The organism is Corynebacterium qintianiae, assembly GCF_011038645.2.
GTDB lineage: Bacteria > Actinomycetota > Actinomycetes > Mycobacteriales > Mycobacteriaceae > Corynebacterium > Corynebacterium qintianiae.
Genome location: NZ_CP064955.1, coordinates 35,254 through 56,313, shown reverse-complemented (window position 1 = coordinate 56,313; position 21,060 = coordinate 35,254). Strand labels below are relative to the sequence as shown.

24 protein-coding genes, 1 tRNA gene and 1 pseudogene are annotated in these 21,060 nt (G+C 63.8%); 13 read left to right on the top strand and 13 right to left on the bottom strand.

The genetic code is table 11. The features are described from left to right. The first annotated feature begins 3 nt into the window (after window positions 1-3). Window positions 4-822: a hypothetical protein gene (locus tag G7Y29_RS00290; RefSeq protein WP_165003042.1), complete on the top strand. Its 819-nt coding sequence runs from the start codon at window positions 4-6 to the stop codon at window positions 820-822. 182 nt (window positions 823-1,004) lie between these two features. Further along, window positions 1,005-1,208, top strand: coding sequence for a cold-shock protein (locus G7Y29_RS00285; protein WP_165003044.1), 204 nt, complete (start codon window positions 1,005-1,007; stop codon window positions 1,206-1,208). 50 nt (window positions 1,209-1,258) lie between these two features. Here the strand turns inward: G7Y29_RS00285 and bsaP are convergent, their stop codons facing one another. The 3 genes from bsaP to G7Y29_RS00270 form a co-directional block, all read right to left on the bottom strand. Further along, window positions 1,259-1,462, bottom strand: a complete 204-nt coding sequence (gene bsaP / locus G7Y29_RS00280) for a biotin synthase auxiliary protein BsaP (RefSeq protein WP_165003046.1) — start codon at window positions 1,460-1,462, stop codon at window positions 1,259-1,261. Continuing rightward, on the bottom strand, window positions 1,463-2,431 hold the full coding sequence (bioB, locus tag G7Y29_RS00275) for a biotin synthase BioB (protein WP_165003049.1): 969 nt from the start codon (window positions 2,429-2,431) through the stop codon (window positions 1,463-1,465). A gap of 80 nt (window positions 2,432-2,511) precedes the next feature. Then, the gene (locus G7Y29_RS00270; RefSeq protein ID WP_165003051.1) at window positions 2,512-3,102 is read right to left on the bottom strand and encodes a TetR/AcrR family transcriptional regulator; all 591 of its coding nucleotides are present in this window, start codon (window positions 3,100-3,102) and stop codon (window positions 2,512-2,514) included. Window positions 3,103-3,195: 93 nt separating this feature from the next. Between G7Y29_RS00270 and G7Y29_RS00265 the strand changes: the two genes are divergently transcribed. Continuing rightward, on the top strand, window positions 3,196-4,527 hold the full coding sequence (locus G7Y29_RS00265) for a M20/M25/M40 family metallo-hydrolase (protein WP_165003053.1): 1,332 nt from the start codon (window positions 3,196-3,198) through the stop codon (window positions 4,525-4,527). A 21-nt stretch (window positions 4,528-4,548) separates the two neighbouring features. After that, entirely contained in the window at window positions 4,549-5,064 is a 516-nt protein-coding gene (locus G7Y29_RS00260) for a hypothetical protein (protein WP_165003055.1), read from the top strand. Here G7Y29_RS00260 and G7Y29_RS00255 read toward each other — a convergent pair. Then, window positions 5,054-6,226, bottom strand: a complete 1,173-nt coding sequence (locus tag G7Y29_RS00255) for an alpha-amylase family protein (protein ID WP_165003057.1) — start codon at window positions 6,224-6,226, stop codon at window positions 5,054-5,056. The two genes, G7Y29_RS00260 and G7Y29_RS00255, sit on opposite strands and share 11 nt — an antisense overlap. A 47-nt stretch (window positions 6,227-6,273) precedes the next feature. Between G7Y29_RS00255 and G7Y29_RS00250 the strand changes: the two genes are divergently transcribed. After that, window positions 6,274-6,861, top strand: coding sequence for a TetR/AcrR family transcriptional regulator (locus G7Y29_RS00250; protein WP_165003058.1), 588 nt, complete (start codon window positions 6,274-6,276; stop codon window positions 6,859-6,861). On the opposite strand, the gene G7Y29_RS00245 is transcribed toward G7Y29_RS00250, so the two are convergent. Further along, window positions 6,858-8,510 carry a glutaminase gene (locus G7Y29_RS00245; protein ID WP_165003060.1) on the bottom strand — a complete coding sequence of 551 codons (1,653 nt, stop codon included), beginning with the start codon at window positions 8,508-8,510 and terminating at the stop codon, window positions 6,858-6,860. The two genes, G7Y29_RS00250 and G7Y29_RS00245, sit on opposite strands and share 4 nt — an antisense overlap. 78 nt (window positions 8,511-8,588) lie before the next feature. On the opposite strand from G7Y29_RS00245, the gene G7Y29_RS00240 reads away from it, so the two are divergent. The 3 genes from G7Y29_RS00240 (at window position 8,589) to G7Y29_RS00230 (ending at window position 12,096) form a co-directional block, all read left to right on the top strand. After that, entirely contained in the window at window positions 8,589-9,893 is a 1,305-nt protein-coding gene (locus tag G7Y29_RS00240; RefSeq protein ID WP_165003062.1) for a hypothetical protein, read from the top strand. A gap of 719 nt (window positions 9,894-10,612) precedes the next feature. Next, a complete protein-coding gene (locus G7Y29_RS00235; protein ID WP_165003064.1) occupies window positions 10,613-10,792 on the top strand; it encodes a hypothetical protein in 180 nt (59 codons plus the stop codon). A gap of 128 nt (window positions 10,793-10,920) precedes the next feature. Then, window positions 10,921-12,096 carry a zinc-dependent alcohol dehydrogenase gene (locus G7Y29_RS00230; protein WP_165003066.1) on the top strand — a complete coding sequence of 392 codons (1,176 nt, stop codon included), beginning with the start codon at window positions 10,921-10,923 and terminating at the stop codon, window positions 12,094-12,096. Here the strand turns inward: G7Y29_RS00230 and manA are convergent. The 6 genes from manA to G7Y29_RS00205 form a co-directional block, all read right to left on the bottom strand. Next, window positions 12,086-13,183 carry a mannose-6-phosphate isomerase, class I gene (gene manA, locus G7Y29_RS00225; protein ID WP_249399764.1) on the bottom strand — a complete coding sequence of 366 codons (1,098 nt, stop codon included), beginning with the start codon at window positions 13,181-13,183 and terminating at the stop codon, window positions 12,086-12,088. The two genes, G7Y29_RS00230 and manA, sit on opposite strands and share 11 nt — an antisense overlap. Before the next feature lie 48 nt (window positions 13,184-13,231). Further along, a complete protein-coding gene (locus G7Y29_RS00220; protein WP_165003068.1) occupies window positions 13,232-14,221 on the bottom strand; it encodes a cation diffusion facilitator family transporter in 990 nt (329 codons plus the stop codon). Further along, complete coding sequence (locus tag G7Y29_RS10955) at window positions 14,221-14,469, bottom strand: hypothetical protein (RefSeq protein ID WP_346727127.1); 249 nt, start codon at window positions 14,467-14,469, stop codon at window positions 14,221-14,223. The genes G7Y29_RS00220 and G7Y29_RS10955 overlap by 1 nt, the downstream gene beginning before the upstream one ends. Beyond that, on the bottom strand, window positions 14,454-14,702 hold the full coding sequence (locus G7Y29_RS10950) for a hypothetical protein (RefSeq protein ID WP_346727126.1): 249 nt from the start codon (window positions 14,700-14,702) through the stop codon (window positions 14,454-14,456). Before G7Y29_RS10950 ends, G7Y29_RS10955 begins: the two co-directional genes overlap by 16 nt. Before the next feature lie 92 nt (window positions 14,703-14,794). Further along, window positions 14,795-15,472, bottom strand: a complete 678-nt coding sequence (locus G7Y29_RS00210) for a DUF1648 domain-containing protein (RefSeq protein ID WP_165003070.1) — start codon at window positions 15,470-15,472, stop codon at window positions 14,795-14,797. 14 nt (window positions 15,473-15,486) lie between these two features. Then, window positions 15,487-16,026 carry a TetR/AcrR family transcriptional regulator gene (locus G7Y29_RS00205; RefSeq protein ID WP_144317601.1) on the bottom strand — a complete coding sequence of 180 codons (540 nt, stop codon included), beginning with the start codon at window positions 16,024-16,026 and terminating at the stop codon, window positions 15,487-15,489. A gap of 61 nt (window positions 16,027-16,087) precedes the next feature. Here G7Y29_RS00205 and G7Y29_RS00200 point away from each other — a divergent pair, with 61 nt between their 5' ends. After that, the gene (locus tag G7Y29_RS00200; protein WP_249399763.1) at window positions 16,088-17,080 is read left to right on the top strand and encodes an alpha/beta fold hydrolase; all 993 of its coding nucleotides are present in this window, start codon (window positions 16,088-16,090) and stop codon (window positions 17,078-17,080) included. Between the two features lie 153 nt (window positions 17,081-17,233). Here G7Y29_RS00200 and G7Y29_RS00195 read toward each other — a convergent pair whose 3' ends face one another. Beyond that, on the bottom strand, window positions 17,234-17,689 hold the full coding sequence (locus tag G7Y29_RS00195; RefSeq protein WP_235933516.1) for a DUF3995 domain-containing protein: 456 nt from the start codon (window positions 17,687-17,689) through the stop codon (window positions 17,234-17,236). A 185-nt stretch (window positions 17,690-17,874) separates the two neighbouring features. Between G7Y29_RS00195 and G7Y29_RS10980 the strand changes: the two are divergent. Then, window positions 17,875-18,033, top strand: a pseudogene (locus tag G7Y29_RS10980) (IS481 family transposase); the annotation flags it as partial. 29 nt (window positions 18,034-18,062) lie between these two features. Here the strand turns inward: G7Y29_RS10980 and G7Y29_RS00190 are convergent. After that, window positions 18,063-18,146, bottom strand: a tRNA-Leu gene (locus G7Y29_RS00190). A 185-nt stretch (window positions 18,147-18,331) separates the two neighbouring features. Between G7Y29_RS00190 and G7Y29_RS00185 the strand changes: the two genes are divergently transcribed. The 3 genes from G7Y29_RS00185 to G7Y29_RS00175 are packed head-to-tail and all read left to right on the top strand — an operon-like array spanning window position 18,332 to window position 21,060. Next, a complete protein-coding gene (locus G7Y29_RS00185; protein ID WP_165003074.1) occupies window positions 18,332-19,225 on the top strand; it encodes an FHA domain-containing protein in 894 nt (297 codons plus the stop codon). A 9-nt stretch (window positions 19,226-19,234) separates the two neighbouring features. Then, window positions 19,235-19,681, top strand: coding sequence for an FHA domain-containing protein FhaB/FipA (locus tag G7Y29_RS00180; RefSeq protein WP_165003076.1), 447 nt, complete (start codon window positions 19,235-19,237; stop codon window positions 19,679-19,681). After that, the gene (locus G7Y29_RS00175) at window positions 19,678-21,060 is read left to right on the top strand and encodes a PP2C family protein-serine/threonine phosphatase (protein ID WP_165003078.1); all 1,383 of its coding nucleotides are present in this window, start codon (window positions 19,678-19,680) and stop codon (window positions 21,058-21,060) included. Before G7Y29_RS00180 ends, G7Y29_RS00175 begins: the two co-directional genes overlap by 4 nt.

Sequence of the window (21,060 nt, the reverse complement as noted above, 5' to 3'; positions counted from 1 at the left end):
GCCGTGAACACGCGCGTGGCGCGGGCGGTTGCCCTCCTCGGACCGCTCCTCGCTCTGACTACGGCGGCCTGCTCAGCACCGGCTGCCGGCACTGACACCGAGGAAACCCCCAGCGCCCCGGTCTCAGCCCCCGATCCCGTGTTCGAGGTCACCGACACCCTGCGCTTTTTGCGCGACGACCTCGCCGAAATCGAGGAGGAGACGGGTACGGAACTGGGCATTTCGCTTTACGACGGCCACATCAACGGCCACACCGGCACCATCGCAACCCTGCCGTCCTGGTCCACCGTCAAAGTCCCCATTGCGCTGTCGGCCCAGGAGCACTGCTCCTACAGCGACGCCGCCATTTCGTCGATGATCGAGTCTTCTATCGAGTGGTCCGATAACGCCAGCGCGTACTCCCTGCTGCAATGCGTCGGCGAGGAGAGCGTGGAGGAAGAGGTCGCCGACGCTGGCGCCGTCATCGATGTACGCAGCGCGTTCGGGCGCTCGCAGTGGCCGCTCGCATCGGCGGCGCGCTACGCGTGGCACCTGTCCACCCTCGACGAGGACAACGAGGTCATCATCGCCATGCGCGACGTTGTCGACGGGCAGCGCTGGGGCCTGGGAAATTTGGAGAACGCAGCGTTCAAGGGCGGGTGGAGCGGTGACCGCCTGGACGGGTCCTGGCATTCCCGCCAGCTGGGCTTCGTGCGTGTCGACGGGCAAGCGCTCGGCATCGCCATCGCAGCCCGTTCCCCGGAAGGCTCGTACGTGAACACCACCGAGGCGCTGGACAAGCTGGCAATTGCGCTGGGTGATGAGCTGGGCCTGCGGGGCTGATTTCCACCCCCGATGCGCGGCCCTGTGGCCAAGTGTGGCAAGCTCGGTGACAGTCGCAAATTGTTACACATTACTTAGCAAGTTCTAGTGATAGCAGGGATTAACAGTCGTTTCCGACTCGCGGCGGCAGTGAATCATATTGTCGCTCGTAGCATCACCAGAAGAAACTTGAAGGTAAAAATATGGCACAGGGTACTGTGAAATGGTTCAACGGCGACAAGGGCTTCGGCTTCATCTCGCCTAACGACGGCTCCGCGGACCTCTTCGTCCACTTCTCCGAGATCCAGGGCAGCGGCTACCGCAACCTGGAGGAGAACCAGCAGGTCGAGTTCGAGGTCGGCGAGGGCGCCAAGGGCCCGCAGGCTCAGCAGGTCGTCGCTCTCTAGGCAGACACCGCTAAAGAACCGCCGCACTTTCGGGTGCGGCGGTTTTTGTCTTATTTCTCCAGCCACTCGGAGCGCAGCACTCCGTGCCGCGAGCACGCCGCTTCCCATCCGAAGGGGTTGAGCTTGACCACCATGCGCCGCTGGCACAGGGGGCAGATCCGCGGGACGTCCCATTCGCGGCCCCTGGGGTGGGTGAACGCGACCTCGCCGGACAGGACGGCGTCGGCAAGCTCGGTGCTCGCGGGGATCTTCACCTAAAGCGCCTTCAGGGTGTCGATCAGCTCGCGGTCAACCTCCATCGGGCGGCCCGCGGTGGTGAGGTAGTTGCCGCCGATGATCGCGTTAGCTCCGCCGAGGAGGCCCTGCTCCGTGCCGTCGTCGCCAAGCGCGAGCTCGGTGCCGCCGGCGAATCGCAGCTGGGCGGTCGGCATGGCCAGGCGGAACGCCGCGACGGCGCGAAGCGCCTCGCCCCGGGGAACGAGGCCGCGGTCGGCGAACGGGGTGCCCGGGCGCGGGTCGAGGAAGTTCATGGGCACCTCGTGGGGTTCGACCTCGGCGAGCTGCGCCGCGAACTCCGCGCGCTGCTCCAAGGTCTCGCCGAGGCCGATGATTCCGCCGCAGCAGACTTCCATCCCCTCGGCGCGCACGAAGTCGAGGGTGTTCTTGCGCTCTTCCCACGTGTGAGTTGTGACCACGTTGGGAAAGAAGGAACGCGCGGTTTCGAAATTGTGGTTGTAGCGCGACACGCCCATCTCCCGCAGGCGGCGGGCCTGTTCGCGGGTGAGGATGCCCAGCGACGCGGAGATGGAGATGTCCACCTCGGCGTTGATCGCCTGGATCGCATCTTTGACCTGGTCAAGCAGGCGCTCGGTGGGCCCTTTGACGGCGGCGACGATGCAGAACTCGCTCGCCCCCATCTTCGCGGACTGTCGGGCGGCCTCGACCAGCTCGTCAATGTCGAGGGTGACGGCGCGGACCGGGGACTCGAACAAGCCGGACTGAGAGCAGAAGTGGCAGTCCTCAGGGCAGCCGCCCGTCTTCAGGGATATGATGCCTTCGAGGCTCACTTCGACGCCGCAGTGCTTGATGCGCACCTGGTGCGCGAGCTCGAGGAGCTCGGTGAGCTGGTCGTCGGGCACGTTGAGGACGTCGAGAATCTCGGCCTCGTTGAGGCCTTCGCCGCGCTCGAGGGCCTTGGTGCGCGCGGTGTCGAGAATAGTCATGCTTGAACTCCGTTCAATTAGGGTGAGGATACTATCTCACACCCTTGAACGGTGTTCAAGAATTCGTGGTTTGGGCCGGTTTAAGGCTTGTCGTACTTGACCGCGCTGAGCGTTTCCCGCACGACCCGCATGACGTGGCGGGCTTCCTTCGGGGAGCGACCCTCCCGGATCGCATCCGTCAGCTGGGCCGCAACTCCGCAGGCCAGTAGTTCGGCCGTGCGCCGGATGTGCTCATCCGGGAGCTCCGATCCGCCCCGCTCCAAGTTCTCGCGTAGCTCCATCTCCAAAAAGGGGAGCATTTTGTCCACGCTGTACTGGTGGATGCGCCAGTGCACCGGGCCATCGCATAGGTTCCGCAGTGCGTCCCGGTAGGGGTTGACTGTCTCGAACAACCCCTCAATCAGGCGGTCAGGTTCAATCGATGCGTTGACCGTCTCCACCGCCCGCACAGAGGAGGGCTCAAGTATCTTCTCCCCCGCCGCGTACAGCAGTGCGTCGCGGTCGGCGAAGTGCTCATAGAACACCTGCCGGCTTAAGTTTCCCGCCTTCACAATCTGGGACACCGACAGCGACTCCGCCCGGTTCGTCTTGAGGAGCTCGATCGTTGCCTCGATCAGCGTCGCGCGGGTCCTGACCGCCCGCGGGTCGGTGCTCATTTCGCGTCTCGCCACGTTCCCAACCTTTCAGTTACTGGTGTAGCTGATGATACATGCATTGTTTTGCATGTGACTAATCGATCGCCACTTGAAAGTACACTCCACCCCATGCACCGAGATACCCCCCTCGCCGAAGCGGCCACTACTCTTCTCAAGGAGCTGATCCGCAACGCGTGCGTGAACGACCTGACACCGGACTCCGGAAATGAAGTCCGCAACGCGGACACCCTGGAGCGCTTCTTCGCGGGAACCGGCGTCGCGGTCCGGCGCTTCGAACCCAACCCTACGCGCGTATCTATCGCGTTCACCATCGACGGCTCCGACCCGGAGGCGGAGCCGCTAACGCTCCTCGGCCACACCGACGTTGTGCCGGTTGACCTGCCGAAGTGGACCCACGACCCGTTCGCGGCCGAGGAAACCGACGGACGCATTTACGGCCGCGGCGCCACCGACATGCTCTATATCACCGCCGCAATGGCGGCTGTGACCCGTGACGTCGCGCTGTCGGGCAAAAAGCCGCGGGGCACCCTCACGTTCGTCGGCTGCGCGGACGAGGAGGCCCGCGGCGGGCTCGGAGCCGGGTGGATTGCAGAGCACGAGCCGGACGCCTTCAGCTGGCGCAACTGCCTGTCCGAGGAGGGAGGCAGCCACCTCCCCGCCACCGACGGTTCCGATGCCCTCGTCATAGTCGTCGGCGAGAAGGGCGCGGCCCAGCGACGACTGACCGTCCACGGCGACGCGGGGCACGGTTCGACCCCCTACGGCCGCGAGCAAACCGTCGGACTCATCGCCGAGGTCGCACGCCGCGTCGCCGCCATCGAGACCGATGTTGCCAGCGATGAGCTGTGGGAAGGCTACGTACGCGCCTTCCGCTTCGACCCGGCGACGGAACAGGCCCTTCTGCGCGGCTCGTCCTACGAATCCCTCGGCGATCTCGCCCGCTACTCCCACGCGATGAGCCATCTGACCATTTCCCCGACGGTTCTGCGCGCGGGCAACGCCATCAACGTGCTGCCGTCAACGGCCCACCTCGAGCTGGACATTCGTCCGCTGCCCGGGCAATCGCAGGAGGACATCGATGCCCTCTTGCGCGACGCGCTGGGCGATCTCGCGGACCGGGTCACGATCGAGCACCTAATTACCGAGGACGCCACGGTCTCCCCCACTTCGGGGCCGCTCTACGAGTCGATCGTGGATACTTTTAGTGACTTCTTCCCCGGTGTGCCCGTGGTGCCGACGATCGCGGCCGGAGGCTCGGACCTGCGTTTCGCGCGACGCGAGGGCGGCGTGGGGTACGGTTTCGCCCTCCACCAGAGCGGGCAGACGCTGGGCAACGTGCTTGATCTGCTGCACTCCCACGACGAGTTTGTCGAGGTCGCGGACGTGGAGCTGACGGTGAAGGCGTACCGAGCGCTTGTCAGGCGGTTCCTTGGCGCGTGAGAACGTGCCATAATCAGCCGCATGACATCTCGCATCCGCACCGTCGCCGCAGGCGCGGCCCTCGCGTCCGCCCTGACCCTCGCTCCGATGACCGCCCCGTTCGCCTCAGCCGACGTCATCGATGACGCCCTGGGGAAGCTGCCTTCCGGCCCGATCAGCTGCGAGCAGGCCTCGCGTTATTGGACCAATGACGCCGACTACCAGTCCCGCGTCCGCCAGGCGCAGACCATCGCCATGTTCGACTCCCGCGGCTCGCAGATCCTCGCCGCGCTCGCGCGTGTCGACGAAGCCGCGAACCGGTGCGGTCTGAAGGGGACCTCCAACCAGCACGCGGCGCCCGTGCCCGCGCCCAAGCCTGCACCCAAACCCGCGCCCGCGGCCCCCGCGTCCCAGGTGATCAACCTCGCGCCCCAGGGCGTGCCGTCAGTTGATGTGCCGGTCGCGAACGTGGCGACGGTCCGCCTACCGGATCTCGCAGTGATCGTCAACCAGCTACTCGCTCAGGCGGCAGCGGGCTCGTCGCTGCCTACGCTCTAGGCCACTCGTACAGCGTCTCGCCACCCGCGTGGACGCGGACTCCGGGTGAGGGCGTGAGCCAGGCGTCGACAAGCAGCTCGTGCCCGTTCGAGAACGAGCGCACCGAGATCGTCTCATTGGTCTTGTCCAGCACCTCGACGGACGCGCGGGTCAGCCACGGGTGGCGGCGGCGCAGCCCGATGAGCGCCTGGTGCTGCTCAAAAATCCAGCCGCCCAGGGGCGACAGGTCCACCGGAGATGCGGGCAGCTCGGGGCGGACTGCGTCGTCGGCCTCGAAACCGTCAGTGCGCAGGCCCACGAAGCCCTGCTCGTCGCCGTAATAAATCGACGGCATTCCCGGAAGCGTGAGCAGCAGGGCCGTGGCCACGATCGCCTTGTCCTGCCCGACCTTGGACGCGATGCGGTCCACATCGTGGTTACCCACGAAGGTGTTCGGCAGGATCTGCTCCACAATGGCCTGGTGACGGCCCAACGCGTGGTCGAGCTCCCAGAAGTTGACGTCGCTGAGGGACGACCAGATGCCCTTCCACAGCTCGTACTGTGTCACCGAGTCCATGGTGCCAGCGTTGGCGATCTCGGCGTAGTCGCCGTGGATGACTTCCCCCAGGATGAGCGCATCGGGAAATTCGGAGCGCACGCGGCCGAGTACGTCACTCCAGAATTCTGCGGGTACCGAATAGGCGACATCCAGGCGCCAACCTGCGATGCCGCGGCGCAGCCAGTGGCACATGATGTCGGTCACCATGTCGCGTACCCGCGGGTCCCCGTGGTGAAGAGTGGCCAGCTCGCTGTGCCCCTCCCAATCGGTGCTGCCTGCCAGGCCCTGCTCCACAGCCGGGTGCGTGCGGGCGACGTGGTTGAACACGCCGTCGAGCATGACATTGATTCCCCGTTCACGGCACTGCCCGATGAGCCAGTCGAAGTCCGCGTCGTCACCGAGGCGGGTGTCGATGGCGTAGTGGTCGAGTGTGTCGTACCCGTGCCCGACGGATTCGAAGATGGGGCCCAGCAGGAGCCCGTTGCACCCCAGGTCGATCAGGTAGTCCAGCCACGGGCCTAGTTTGCGCAAACGGTGGTCGGCGTCGCCTTGGGCGCGGTTGCGGATGGGTGCGCCCGTCGCGCCAAGGGGGTAAACGTGCCACCAGATTGTATCGGCGATCATCGGTCATCTCCTCCGATAATAAAATTCATACTGCTACACTCTCGTACATGTCACCCCACCGACGACGCTTAGGTGTCGAAGAGAGACGCGCGGAAATCCTCGCCGCGGCTCACGAAGTTTTCTCCACGACTCCGTACGCTGAGGCTTCCACCCAGCATATCGCCGAGGTAAGCGGCGCGTCCCAGGGTCTCATTTTCCACTACTTCGGCTCGAAGGCGGGCCTCTACACCGCCTTTTTGAAGGAGAGCAAGCGCACGCTGGATGATGCCGAGCGCGCAGCTTTGGAAGCGCACCCCGAAGCGACCAAAGGTGAGGTCATCAGGCACTGGCTCGAGATCTACCTCGATTTCGTCGCGGCGGGTCCGTTCGTGTGGGCGGCGGGCCGCCGCGGAGAGGAGCCGGCCGAGGCGGTGAACTACCGCGTCGAGCGCCGAGATTTCACGGTTGAAACGCTTTGCGACGTGCTGGATCTCGACTCCGAGCGCGGCGAAATCGCCGTCTCCGGATTCGTCGGGTTCATGGATGCCGTGTGCCTGGACTGGGTGGACGCGGGCTGCCCCGAGGAGCAGCGCGCCACCATCCTCGACATCACCTGCGGGGCGCTCGAAGGCGCGCTCGAAATCGTCGAGAGTTAGCCCTTCTTGATTAGAGGCCCGAGGCGTTCCGCGAGCCGTCGCTTCCAATCCTGGGCGACATTTTCGTAGCTTTCCTCCCGCTGGTGCATGCCGCGGTGGGTGAAGGTGACCCGCGTGCTCCCCTCGCCAGCTTCCTCTAGGTCGAAGACGATGTCGGTGTCGTCCCACTCCTTGTCCCCGCGGTCGGCACCGGTGGGCTCCACCCGCCACACCAGGCGGTATCCCTCCCGCGCCTCCGCCACAGTCAGTTCCGCGTACTGCGCTTCGTTGTCGAAGCGGAACTCGCCGCCTTTCTCACCGGCGGAACCGTCGGTGGTCTCGATCGTCTCGTCCCACCACTGCTCAGGCTGGCAGATCGCCTTGTACACCTTGTCGCGCGGGGCGTCGATAGTAAACGAAGTGGAGAAGTCTTTCACTGCCTCGAAGTGGGTGCCGTCTGAGAACTCGTAATCCGGCATCGCCGACTCAGGGTCGTAGATGGACACGTCGTAACCGGTGTCGCGTATCTTGCGGATCCCCTCCTTGATCAGCAGACGACCTGCCTTGTTGAAGGAGGTGACGTGGGAAACGTCCAACACCAGGTTCGGTCCCGCGAGTTTGAACGCTTCGAGGTCGAAGAGGATCTTCTCGGCGGCGGTGAAGTTGATCATGCCCTGAAGCTGCACCACGGTAGTGTCCTCGCGGCGGTCCACGGACTTGATCCCCGGCGCGTTGTAGTAGTCGGAGCTCATTAGGTTCAGCCCGAGCATGGAGGAGAGCTCCTGGAAGATCTTCACGCCGCGCACGGAATTGCCCTGGTCATTCAGACGCGGGCTGAGAGAAGCCATGCCCAGCTGGCCCGGCATCGTGCCGATCAAGCCGCCCGCGACCCCTGATTTGGCGGGGATGCCGACGTCCACCATCCAACGGCCCGAGCCGTCGTACATGCCGGCGGAGGACATGACGGCCTGCGTTACGCGGCTCGCGGTGGAGGACATGACGCGGTTGCCCGTCAACGGTTGAATTCCGCCGTTGGCCAGCGTTGCCGCCATAACGGCGAGGTCCTTCACCGTGACAAGCACGGCGCACTGCTGGGTGTAAGAGTTCACCGCGTCGTGCGCCTGGTCTTGGACCATGTCGAACTCGCTGAGCAAGTGCGCGATGGCGAGGTTGCGGTGGGCTGTTTCCAGCTCGTGGCCCACGAGGCGCTCGTCGATACGCAGCTCGCGACCCGCGAGGAGAGAGAAGAAGGCGCGGATCTTTTCCACGCGCTCCTCCACCGACGAGTCCGAACCGTTGATGAGCTGGTTCACGGCGATTGCGCCGGCGTTGATCATGGGGTTCGACGGGCGGTTCGTGTCCTCGTCGAGCGAAATGGCGTTGTACGCGTCGCCCGAGGGCTCCACCCCGACGACCTTGTGCACCTCGTCCGGGCCGAGCTCCTCCAGCGCGAGGGCGTAGGCGAAGGGCTTGGAGATGGACTGGATGGAAAACTCGTAGTCATCGTCACCCACCGAATAGAGGTGGCCGGAGGTGGTGCACAGGGCGAGGCCGAGCTTGTCGGGATCGGCCTCGCGCAACTCCTCGATGTAGTCGGCGACCTCTCCGGCGGCATCTTCGCGCACGAGGTCGAGGATCTTCTCTAGGTACTCCGGGATAGGGGTCGGCATGGGCCCATGGTACGTGCGGTTGACCCACCTGTGCGAAGATCCGGGGTGGGTGTCAAGTGGGTGTGTTGTACTGCTCGCATGCCAGCACCACAGCTTTTCGACGGCCACTTCGAGCTCGGAGGTGTCGACCACACCTGGAAGATCACCGCCATCGGCCTGACCGGGTTATACGCCGAAGGCCTGAACCGCAGCGTCGAGTCTTTCCTCCGGTCTTGGTCCCCGCGGAACACGAGGGCGCGGATGGATCTGCCCGCTTATGTCGAGCTTGCGTACGCGCGCCAGTGCCTCCAGCTCGCGCTCGCCGCTCAGGACTCGTCGGTGTCGAACGTGCACCGGTTTGTCGTGGAGCTTGAACGCTCGCTGGCCTCGCTAGAGAAAGCGCACCCGCGCTTCACCTACCCGCATTCGGTGGCGATCAGCGCCGTACAGTTGGCGGGCGAGTTGCTTGTCGACGACACCATGTACGCCCTGGAAGAAATCCACGCCGCCCTTCCCAAACCCCTGAAGGGGCCTGGCGCTGCGGAGACATACATCGTGATTGATGACTATCAGAGCACCGAGGACTTTCAGGCCTCCCAGCTGCCCGACCGCGACGCTTTCGCCGTGTTCGTGGTCGACGATCTCGACCCGCCCGAGTTCGAACAAAGCCGCCGGGTTGTCTTCGCTAACCAGCCGTTCTCCCCCGCTGACGCACCGTTTCTCACCGTCGACCGTATCCTCGTCGACGGCACCCTGACGCTGACCTTGACGCTCACCGATGAGGGTTTGGACGAGCCATGGCTTTTGCTGCGTGACCTACGAAGCCACATCGACGGGAACCTGTACACCAGCGCCCGCACGCATGAACTCTCGGCCGTGGAGTACTACACCGAACTGGCGTACTCCACGTCGTGCGCGGAGATCCTCCTGGGACATCCGAGGGCACATTCCGAGCTGACGTACCGCCGCGAGCTGCTCGCGGAGTTGTGTTTGAGCCTGAGCAACGCCAAGAAGCGCAACCCAGAGCTTGCGGTTGTCGGGGACGTGGCGGGGGCGTCGTTACGCGCGTGCGAGCGTCTCGAGCAGGAGGAGTCCGCCGACCTCGCAAGCGCTATTCTCCACCTGCTGCCTCCAAACCTGCGCCGGCGTTTCCCCCGTTCCTGGGACGGGCGGCGGCACGGCGAAATCGTCGACACAATCATGTACGGGTTGCTCGGTGAGTTCCCCGACCTCGTGCGGGTGGCGGACTGCCAAACGGTCGAGGAATTCGAGGAGAGGGGGCTGCCGGACAGGAGGCGATACGAGGTCGATCCTCTGGGGCCGGATATCACCCCAGCGCACCTGGAACCGCTCCACTGCTTCGTTTTCGCGGCCCTCGAGGAGGAGGAGGGGAGCTGCGTGTAGGGCACCCCGCTCGGAGACGCCCCCCGAATTAGGGTATCTAGCCGCGCAAGTACCGAGATAGATAATACCAGTTCAGAGGGGTTTGTGGAAGAATCCCGGCAGTACTGCCGTCACGCGAGAGCCCGTGAAACTGGGGTATCCCAAATTTCTGGGAATCGTATTGAAAATGTAACGGGAAACCTTAAGCAGTTTTTAATATTTATGGGCAAATGCTTTCTTTCCCCTATTTCCTTCTCCGCCCCAGCTTTTTTAGGCTTGGAAGCGTCCGATCAACCGAACGAAAAAGTCATCATGACTGAAATCATCAACAACCTGATCAGCCTCTTCACCGGCACCCTGAACACCGTTCTGCACTTCCCGGTGAAGCTTTCCTCCCAGCTCTCCTCCGCACTCTTCTAAGTTCTCCTTAGAAAGCGAAGAGCTAAAGCCGCAGCCCTCGGGTTGCGGCTTTTCCGTTCCCCCGGATAGGGGTAATACGGGGGTGTACGCGAGATTTCCACGGAGAGCCGTCATTTCGCTCCGCTTGGCCGGAGGCGGGGTGTCTGGCGGGGGCGATAGGGTGCGGGTTGATACTAAAGTAGCCCGGATGCTGTGGATCTATCACGCTTGAGCTGCGGTGACGCTTTCGCGATTCAGTAGACGAAAGTGCATAGTGCTACGAGCTCGTCTCGTTGTACCGTTCAACTGTTCCTGAAAACCACACCGAAAGGAAGAACACAATGTCTGATTTCCTCATCCACCTCGTCGATCTCCTGGCCGACAAGCTGTCCTCCGCAATCTCCTTCGATGACATCATCGCTGGTCTCTCCTCCAAGGACGGCAGCTCCGCTTCCGAGGCTGGCAGCTCCGCTTCTGAGGCTGCAACCGCAACCGCTACCCCGGCTGCAACCGCAAAGTAGTCCAGCTACTTCCCCGACCGCGCCGTACCCCTTGAGGGGTTGCGGCGCGGTTTCGTGTTTGATGCCCGCCGCACACTACGGGCCCTTTCACTACCATCGGCACTACACCGACATATGAGAGGACCCTTATGAAAGCCCTGACCTGGCAAGCCAAGCGCTCCGTGAGCGTCGAAGACGTTCCGGATCCCACAATCATCGACCCCACCGACGCGATCGTACGCATTACCTCCACCGCAATCTGCGGTTCGGACCTGCACCTTTACGAAGTCCTCGGCCCCTTCATGGACAAGGGCGACGTCATCGGCCACGAGCCGATGGGCATCGTGGAGGAGGTCGGCTCGGCCGTGACCAACCTCAAGCCCGGCGACCGCGTCGTTGTCCCCTTTAATGTCTCCTGCGGCCACTGTTACATGTGCTCCCGCGGCCTGCAGTCCCAGTGCGAGACCACCCAGGTGCGCGAGTACAACAGTGGCGCCGCCTTACTCGGTTACTCCCGCCTCTACGGCTCGGTCCCCGGCGGCCAAGCCGAGTACCTGCGCGTGCCCCACGCCGACTACGGCCCGATCAAGGTGCCGAACGTGGGCGAAGACGAACGCTTCCTGTTCCTCTCCGATGTCCTGCCCACCGCGTGGCAGGCAGTGAAGTACGCGGCAACGCCCGAGGGCGGCACCATGGCGGTGCTTGGACTGGGCCCGATCGGCCAGATGTGCGCGCGCATCGGCCAGCACCTCGGCCTGCGCGTTATCGCGGTCGACCCGGTCCGCGAGCGCCGCGAGATGGCGGAGCGCCACGGTATCGCCACCCTCGACTCGTTCGAGGGCACCGCGGACCGCCTCCGCGAGCTTACCGACGGCCGTGGCCCCGATTCCGTCGTCGACGCCGTCGGCATGGAGGCCCACGGCTCCCCCGTTGCGGGTGCGGCCCAGGCGGCGACCGGTTTGCTCCCCTCCCCTGTTGGCCGGGCCATGATGGAGAACGCGGGCGTCGACCGCCTCGGCGCGTTCTACACCGCGATCGACGCGGTGCGCCGCGGCGGCACCATCTCGCTGAGCGGTGTGTACGGCGGCATGAAGGACCCGCTGCCGATGCTCACGCTCTTCGACAAGCAGGTCGAGCTACGCATGGGCCAGTGCAACGTGCGCAACTGGGTCGACGACCTTCTCCCGCTTGTCGACGACCCCTCCGACCCGCTCGGAGTCCTCGACCTGAAAACCCACACCGCGCCGCTGGATGAGGCCCCCGAGATGTACGAGAAGTTTCAGAAGAAAGAGGACGGCTGCATCAAGGTCGTTCTCAAGCCGTAACGGCGAAGGCCTCGGCGCCGTCGCCCGCGACCGCGACGGTGCCGTCAGCGGCTGGCACCCAAGCAGCTTCGCCCGCGCCCAGGGTGACGCCGCCGATGGTCAGCGAACCCGCGGTGTTAAGCACTATCGCGGGGCCACTCACCGTGGCACCGTGAGCCAGCGCAGCGACACAGAAGTCATCCACCGGGACTTCAAAGCGCCCGCCAAAAGCTGTGACCTTCGGATTGTCCAGCGGTTCGAACGTTAGCACCGAGAACAGCTCGGCGGCATCGATATGCTTCGCGGTTAAACCTCCACGCAGCACGTTGTCGGAGTTCGCCATCACTTCCACACCCAGGCCGTACAGGTAGGCGTGCAGATTGCCGGCGGACAGGAAGATTGCCTCCCCTGGTTCCAGTGCGACGTGATTGAGCAGCATCGCAGCCACGACTCCGCTGTCACCGGGATATTCGCGGGCGATGAATTGCAGGTTTTCGGCTACCTCGCCCGCGCACCCCTCACGGTTTTTTAACTCACGCGCTCGCTTGTCGACGGCCCTAACAACGCTTTCACCCGAGTTCATCGCCATAGTGAGCGCGCGTGACAGACGATCAGATTCGTTGAGGGAGGCGTCGCTAAGCACGCGCTCAAGGTCGGCGAGCTCCGGAAGGTCGAAAGTGGCGAGCAGCTCCAACGTCTGGTCGATGGGGCGGAAACCCGCCATCGCGCGGAACGGGGTGAGGGCGATCAGTATCTCGGGCTTGTGGTTCGCGTCCTTGTAATTGCGTTCCGGCGCATCAAGAGCGATGCCGGCGGCGTTCTCGCGCGCGAACCCGGCGCGGGCCTGCTCGCGGGAGGGGTGCGCCTGCAGCGACAACGGCTTCGCGGCGGCCAGCAGTTTTACCAGAAACGGCAAGGAGTGTGTACCCTCACGTGCAATAACCTCATCGAGCGGGCCCTCCGGCGTCTGCGACGGCGCGCTTGGGTGCGCGCCGAACCACAGCTCCGCCTCTGGCTTCCCGGACGGTTCGCGGCCCTGCACATCAGCGATGAAGCGCTCGTGCCCCCAGGCGTAGTTCTGCATCGTGCCGGTCAGCTTCAGGGCCACGAAGATCCTCCGTTCGAGCGGGCAATTACGCTGCTACTTTACACTCAATTAGCGGTCCTCTTCGACGAGGAATTCGGGGATTTCCTCGACGACGGTCACGACAACGTCATGAAGCTGGTAGTTGAACTCCTCCAGCATTTCCCGCAGCGCGCGAAGCTTATCGACGCCCGGTTCATGCCCCGGCCGCGGCACCACAAACACCTCCATGTGTAAGACGTGGCCGAGATCGCGGAAACGCGCAGCCGCGTCGCGGACCCAGTCGACGCGCTGCGCGGCGTTGACCGCCTTGTCAAGGATCGGGTGTTTGTTGCCGTCGAGGTCGGTCGGCCTGGCGTCGGTGAGGTCGCGGACCGCCGTTCGCAGATTGGTGACGCCGTCCCAGACGATCGATAGCGACACCACAATCGCCGCCACCGCATCGGCCCACCACAACCCGATGCCCACGCCGAGCACGCCCACGATGGTGGCCAGGCCCGTCATCCAGTCGGCCTTGTTCATGTCTGCGTCGGCGTAGAGAACCTTGTCTTGCAGCGGCTCGGCGAGCTTCAGCTTCATGCGGCCGAGGACAACGGGGACGATCGAGGTGACCGCCATGACTGCAACCATCAGCCAGCCGATCCAGATGCTGTGGCCGAACAGCACAACCGTGCCGATCGGAGGCCTCTCCATCTCGATCAGCCCCATAGCGGAGCTGATGATCAGGTAGCTGCCCATCGCCAGAAGCGCGGAGCCCGCCACGACGTGGCCAACCGCGACGGCGCGGTGGTGGCCGTAGGGGTGTTTCGCATCCGGTTTCTTGCGGATCATCCGCGTCGCCACCAGGAACGCGATCGGCGGGAGGAACGACAGCAAGTCCTCCGCCCACGCGGCCTTCATCGCCTGCGATTGTCCAGCAACAACGCCGACCATCGTGATCGTGACCACCAGGGCGCCGATGGTGATCCACTCGAGGCGCTCCGCTTTGCGCAGTAGTTCGCGCTGCTTCTCCGGGAGGGCGTCGACACGCAGGCCCGTGCTTGCCTCGTCTACGCCAGCCATCAGATCTCACCCTCCTCGCGGGCGAGGTAGCGCTCCAGCTCGATCATGAGCTTGTTCTCACCCATCGGCACACCCATGACCATCTTCTCCTTCTTGCCGTCTTCGCTGATGACGGTGGTGTACGGCCGGGTCAGAGCGATGTGCTTCGACCACGGCGACGACTTCGTCAACCCGCCAATCATGACATCTATCTCCTGCTTATCCATCCAACCCGCAAGCACGCTCTCGGGCGCTACCTTCCATTCCACGTCCGCGTTGATGGAGTCCGCGAAACGCGGATCAGGTCGGCCTCGGATCCGGTCACCTCACCGCTGCGATCATCCACGCTGGTCCACGGCTCGTGCTCAGACACCCCGACGACCAGCGTGCCGTCCTGGGCGCGGTTGTAGGTGCCCTCCGTGTCCCGGGGCAGCGCACCGCACCCCGCCACAAGCGAGGCGCTCAGAAGCGCCGCCCCTACAATTTGAACTAACCGACGCATCCCGCACCGCCTCTGTCATAAGTGGGTATTTAAACAGCGGATAATACTGTGCTCTGCAGTCCGGCGGGCTCTTGAGGGACAGCGGTTGCATGTCAGGACGCCAAGATCACAACCGCAATGAGGATCACGGCCGGGGACAGAAGCGCCGCCAGAAGCAGCCACGCTTCGGGTCGGGCGAAGTTAACGGTGGTGCCCATCCCGTGCTCCACTAGGACTCGCTCGTCGCCGGGGTTGGCGTAGAACATGCCCCAGCGCAGATGCCCGTCGAGCTCGCCAGGCCCGACCGCGGCTGCTATGCGACGCCGCGCCACCCGCATCCGGGCAACAAACCAGATGAGCAAGAGGACGAGCGCGGAGACGACGATCAGCGTCGACAAGCCCCCGCCGAGAAACCCGAGCAAACTGGCGGTGATGCCGCCGAGGGAGACGACCGTGATTCCGGCCATCAGCTGAGCGATCAGCGGCATCATCTCGTTCGCGGTCGCGCGGGCGTGGTCGTCTCCGTGTTCCGCTTGGCTGTGGGTGGCGTAGAGCACCAAGGGCGTGAGCAGACCGAGCGGTACCGCACCGATTGCGAGCATGCCGAACACCGCTCCGGGAGTCTTGGAGGTGAAAGCGTCGGGCGCACCGCTGATGCCCCAGTGGGTGGGCATCAGGTCGGGGATCCGGTCCCATCCGGCGACGAGCAACGCAGCGTAGAGGGCAACCGTGCTGTAGAGAATGATTAGCGAAGCCGCTGGCACGGGATTGAGTTCGATGTCTCTGGACACTGTGAAAAACCTAATTAGTGGTGGGACGCTATGTACGAATCGACCACTATTTGGGCTTGAGTGGCGCTGAGGTCGCCGGTGAGGACGCGTTGGACGAGGCCGTCGGCAAGCGCAATGAGTGCCCTCGCGCGAGTACCAGCATCGCTGAACCCCGCCTGAGCCATCAGCCGAGCTACCTCGGCTTCCTGACCGCGCTTTGCGTCGGTGATGATGGCGCTGATGGTGGGCTCCACTAAACCGTAGGCAACGAACGCACTCCAAATAGCTGCGCCACGGCGCGCATTGTCATCGCGCGGAATAACGTGTCCGATGGCGTACTCGAGCTGCTCGCAGGCGGTTCCGGCCTGCTCGTTATAGCGATGCTCGGCGGCTGCGACGAGTGCTCGGCACGTCTCCACGAGCAACTCGTCTTTGCTGCGGAAGTGGTGCTGAACCCGGCCGAGTGAGACCCCGGCTTCGGCGGCGACGTTGCGCATGGACAGTCCAGAAATTCCCTCCTCCGCAATTGTTTGCAAAACCGCGTAGATGATTTCTGTTCGACTGTCGAAAGTCATGTTGCAAGCATACCAATACGACTGTATCGTTGGTGGCAATACATACGTATTGGAGATCACTGTGACACTTCGCTCTGCCCCTAAAACCCTTGCCCTTCTGCTTGCCCTCCTCGTAGCGCATCGCGTCTTTCTGGCGTGGACCACACCTCCCGACGTCGGCCACTGGCGCTCGAGCACGGGCCGCGACACCTATACGGATGCGTACGACGCTGCCTTGGCAGCGGGGCCCACCCCGTATCGGAGCGTTTACGTGCCCACCCGATTCGGCACGGCACATGTCGTCGTCTGGGAACCGGATGTCGACCACGGTGAGACGCCAGTTCTTCTCACCCCGGGGCGTGCTTCGGGCGCGCCGATGTGGAACGAGCTGCTCCCCTATATCGGAAACGCCCGCACCGTCTACGCCGTCGACGCGATCGGAGATGCCGGGTTATCCGCACAAAGCTCGCCGATCACCTCGAGCACCGACCAAGCGCAATGGCTGTCGGAGACCCTGGAAGGCTTGGGAGTTGACTCAGCCCACGTCGTGGGACACTCATTCGGCGGGGCAACGAGTGCAGCCCTCGCAGTCGAGCGCCCCGACCTCGTAGCCTCCATTGCGTTGATCGAGCCCGCGTTCACCCTCGTCTACCCGCCACCCGCCACATTCTTCTGGGGCACGGTGATCTTGCTCCCTGTGCCCCAATCACTGAAAGACCGAGCGCTCGCCAAGATCGGAGGCACGACGACGGAGGAAGTCCGCCAGGACGATCCCGTCTCCACCATGATCGACCTCGGATCTCGGCACTTTAGCGCCGCCCTCCCTACCCCGAAGCCTCTGAACAATGCCCAGCTAGAGCGCCTGAGCATGCCCGTCTACGTGGCTATCGCAGACACTGATTCGCTCGCTGGCGGGGAGGTCGCCGCGGAAAGGGCACGGCAAGCGATTCCCGACGCCATCGTCCACGTCTGGCCAAACACGACTCATTCACTGCCGTTCCAAGTCCCGCAGGAGCTCAGTGCCGAGCTGGAGTCGTTCTGGGCGGCAGGATCGGGCGGGTCGGTGAGCCGTTAGCTACTCTGCATCGCGCCAGGGCCAAAGAGTGGTGCTACCAGGAGCCCGACTCCTCCAGCATCCTCGGAGACGTACCCGCTGCGGTGGGCAACTATACTGCCGAAAACGGAGCGATTCGTGTCAGCCGTGGTTGTCTACGCGCTGGGACAGTGGTTACGCATCGGCAACTTCGTTCACGTCGCGGAGGCGACGCGGACGCGACGTGGCCAGCGCACCGAGCAGCGCCACACCCCACAGGACGAACAGCGGATCCCAGAGGAAGGCGTGCCCGATCATTCCAGCGCGGTCGATACCACCCTTCGGGATGTATACCCCCGCGAAGACGGCGAGCGCTATGACGGTGCTCAGTCCACCCCACACCACCAGCACGAAACCGCCCACCCAACTCACACCGCGGATAAGCGGGTTGTCCGGAGCGAGCAACGGAATCACGGCCGCGAGCGCCTTGATACCCGCGACGATCCACAACACCCAGGTCATCGATTCAAACTGCTCCACCATTGTCTGACCTGCGGTGGCCAACAACCAGGTTCCCCCAGCCGCCCAGTAAGCACTGAAAGCGGCGTGGGTTAGCCCCGCGATGCAGGCAAGGGCGAAAAGCGCGCGCACGACGCCAATCCTAACGGAATCTGGCGAAGACGTCAAGATGAGTTGTCAAGTATACGCATCGCAAATATTTTCGATACCCAAACGTTCACTAACTTCTATTGAGGTGAAGACGGTGGAGGATCCATCAGGTCGAACAGACAAACCAACGACATAACTTCGACGGCTCTAATGAATTGTCCCAGGTTTTGTTCCGTTCGAGTAGATGGGCAGGACAACCCATCATCATCCTGTGCGTCGACAACACAGTAGACATCAAAATCACCGCCACGGGGCAATACATAGCCCGCCACACAATGACCCCCGGAACCCCGGGCAACAAAAACAAACGAAGCCCCGAGACATAACCGGGACTATGTCTCGAGACTTCACACTGTGCCCGGGGGGGGACTTGAACCCCCACGTTCTTGCGAACACTGGCACCTGAAGCCAGCGCGTCTGCCAATTCCGCCACCCGGGCGGGCGACTGACTTAATATATCACCCGGCCGCAATCAAAATACAAATCCGCAGCTGAACCATTATTTATTCGCTTATCGACGCCCGTTTCCCACGTTCGCGTCTAGGTTCATGGCGGTCACACATTTATACTGTCCTAGTTATCTCAACGTATTCGCAACCGGAGCTGGAAAGGAGGTGCGGGTAGATGTCAATTATGGACAGGCTGGCGAAGCTCGATTCGTCGATGCAGCGGGGGCTGGACAACTCCATGGCCGCGTTGTTCGGCGGCAAGGTCGTTCCAGCCGAGATTGAGGAGCTGATCAAGCAGGAAACCCAAGACAGCCTCATCATGACCGACCAGGACGAGCTGATTGCCCCGAACGTGTTTGCAGTTGGTGTTTCGAGCAAAGACTTGGAGAACCTGTCGCAGGATCAGTCCCTGCCCGCGCTGTTCGCCGACCAGCTCACGCGCTTCGTCCGCAACCAGGGTTGGCAGATCGAGGGTCCCGCTGTGGTGCGCATCGCCGAGGAATCCGGTTTGCGCACCGGGCAGCTGCGGGTGTCCTCATACATCGACCAACAACCGGACGTGGCAAGCGGCTTCGACGCCATTTTCTCGGAGCCCACGAATACGAAGCGCACTCGCAACCAGGAGGATGCAATGTCCGTGCCCATCAACACCAACCAGGCCGCGCGCAGCGGCGAGCCCACCGTCAGCCTGTTGCTGCAAGATGGCTCCTCGCGCACCTACCTGGTGCAGCAGGGCTCCAACATCTTGGGCCGTTCCAACGATGCGGACTTCCGCCTGCCGGACACCGGGGTGTCGCGCCAGCACGCGGAGATCACCTGGGACGGCCAGGTGGCGGTGCTGGTGGATCTGGAATCCACCAACGGCACCACTGTCAACGACGAGCCGGTGGACAACTGGATGCTCGCCGACGGCGACGTCATCACCGTCGGCCACTCCCACATCGAGGTGCGTATCGTGGAGCCGCGCGGTGAACGCCTGCCGCACGACGCCGGGCACAACCCCGACGAGGTTGCCAACCCCAGCACCGAGTACTTCCCCGGCGCGCACCCCGGCAATCGTCCGCAGTAAGGAGCGTTCATGGATTCAGCCATCATTCTCGGCGCACGCTTCGGCCTGCTCATCCTTCTGTGGCTCTTCATCCTGTTCGTTCTGTGGGTGGTGCGCAAGGACATTGTGGCCGCATCCGGAGTCCGCAGGCAAGCAGTTGCCTCGACCCCCATCAGGCGCGAAAAGGCCCGCGAGCTCGTCGTGGTTGAGGGGCCCCTGCAAGGTTCCCACATGGAAATTGCCAGCGTGGAGGACTTAACTCTGGGCCGTGCAGACACATCCGATTTCGTGCTCGGCGACGACTTTGCCTCCAGCACCCACGCGCGCCTGTTCCGCCGCGGTAGTGAGTGGTTTATCGAGGACCTCGATTCGCGCAACGGCACGTTCGTGCAGGGCCTGCGCATCGACCAGCCGGAGCGTGTCTCCGTGGGCACGGACATCAAGATGGGGCGTACGACGTTGAGGTTGATGCCATGAGCGTGAAGAACCTGAAGCTGAACTTTGTGGCCGCGTCCGACCGCGGCCTGGTCAGAACCAATAACGAGGACTCGGCCTACGCCGGCCCTTACCTTCTCGTGCTCGCTGATGGCATGGGAGGCCACGCTGCCGGTGAAGTCGCCTCCCAGCTCATGGTCAAGCACATGGAACACCTCGACCGCGACCCGGCGGATGCCGACATGCTTGCGCTTCTCGGTGCGGCGGCCGACGACGCGAACGCCTCGATCGAGGCGTCGGTGGAGGAGAACCCCGAGCAGGACGGCATGGGTACCACGCTGACCGGTCTCATGTTCAACGGCGCCCAGCTTGGACTGATCCATGTGGGCGACTCGCGAGGCTACCGCCTGCGCGACGGTGTGCTTGAGCAGATCACGGAGGACGACACCTTCGTCCAGTCCCTGGTCAACGAGGGCAAGCTGGATGCCAGCGAGGTCTCCTCGCACCCGCAGAAGTCGCTGATTCTCAAGGCCTACACCGGCCGCCCGGTGGAGCCCCACCTCGAACTTCTCGACGCCCTCCCGGGCGATCGCTACCTGTTGTGCTCCGACGGCCTTTCCGATCCTGTGACCGCCGAGACCATCTCGGCGACGCTGGGCCAGGGCACACCGGATGTCGCCGCGCAGCGCCTCATTGAGCTGGCGTTGCGCTCCGGCGGGCCGGACAACATCACTGTCGTCATCGGCGATGTTGTGGATGCTGACGCGGACGACGTACCCGCGCTGCCGCGCAAGGCCGCCGTCGCCGGCGCGCTCGCGCCTACCTTCGAAACTACGCACCCCAGTTCGGCCGCCAGCAGGGCGGCGGCTCTGATGCAGCCCGCGGAGGTTGGCGGGGCTCGCGTTGCGCGGGCGTCGACAAGCGAGGCCGCGACCCCCGACGAGGCTGAGATCGCCTCCGACGAGGAGGATCACCCACGGCGCACAATCTGGCCCTGGGTTGTCGGCGCTCTGAGCCTCGCGCTGGTGGCGACGCTCGGGTTCGCCTTCCTGATCAGCCGCGACGACGACACCTACTTTCTTGCCACGGACGACCGGGGCCAGATCCTGATCGAGCAGGGCGACCAGAGCACACTATTCGGTGAAGGTCGGCACAAACCGATCCAGGTCGCATGCATCAACACCCGCAACGAGCTGCAGATCTCCCCGGTCGATGACAAACCCGCGGGCTGTGATGTCTTCGACTTGGACGACCTGCCGCAATCCCAGCAGAGCACCATCGCGCAGTTGAGCCCCGGTACTTACGAGGACGTGGTGGCTCAGCTGCACAGGCTGGCCGACGAGGCGCTGCCGGCCTGCGTGGATGACACACCGGAGGATCCCGCGTCTGCGCCCTCCGACAACTGCAGGACGGTGAAATAA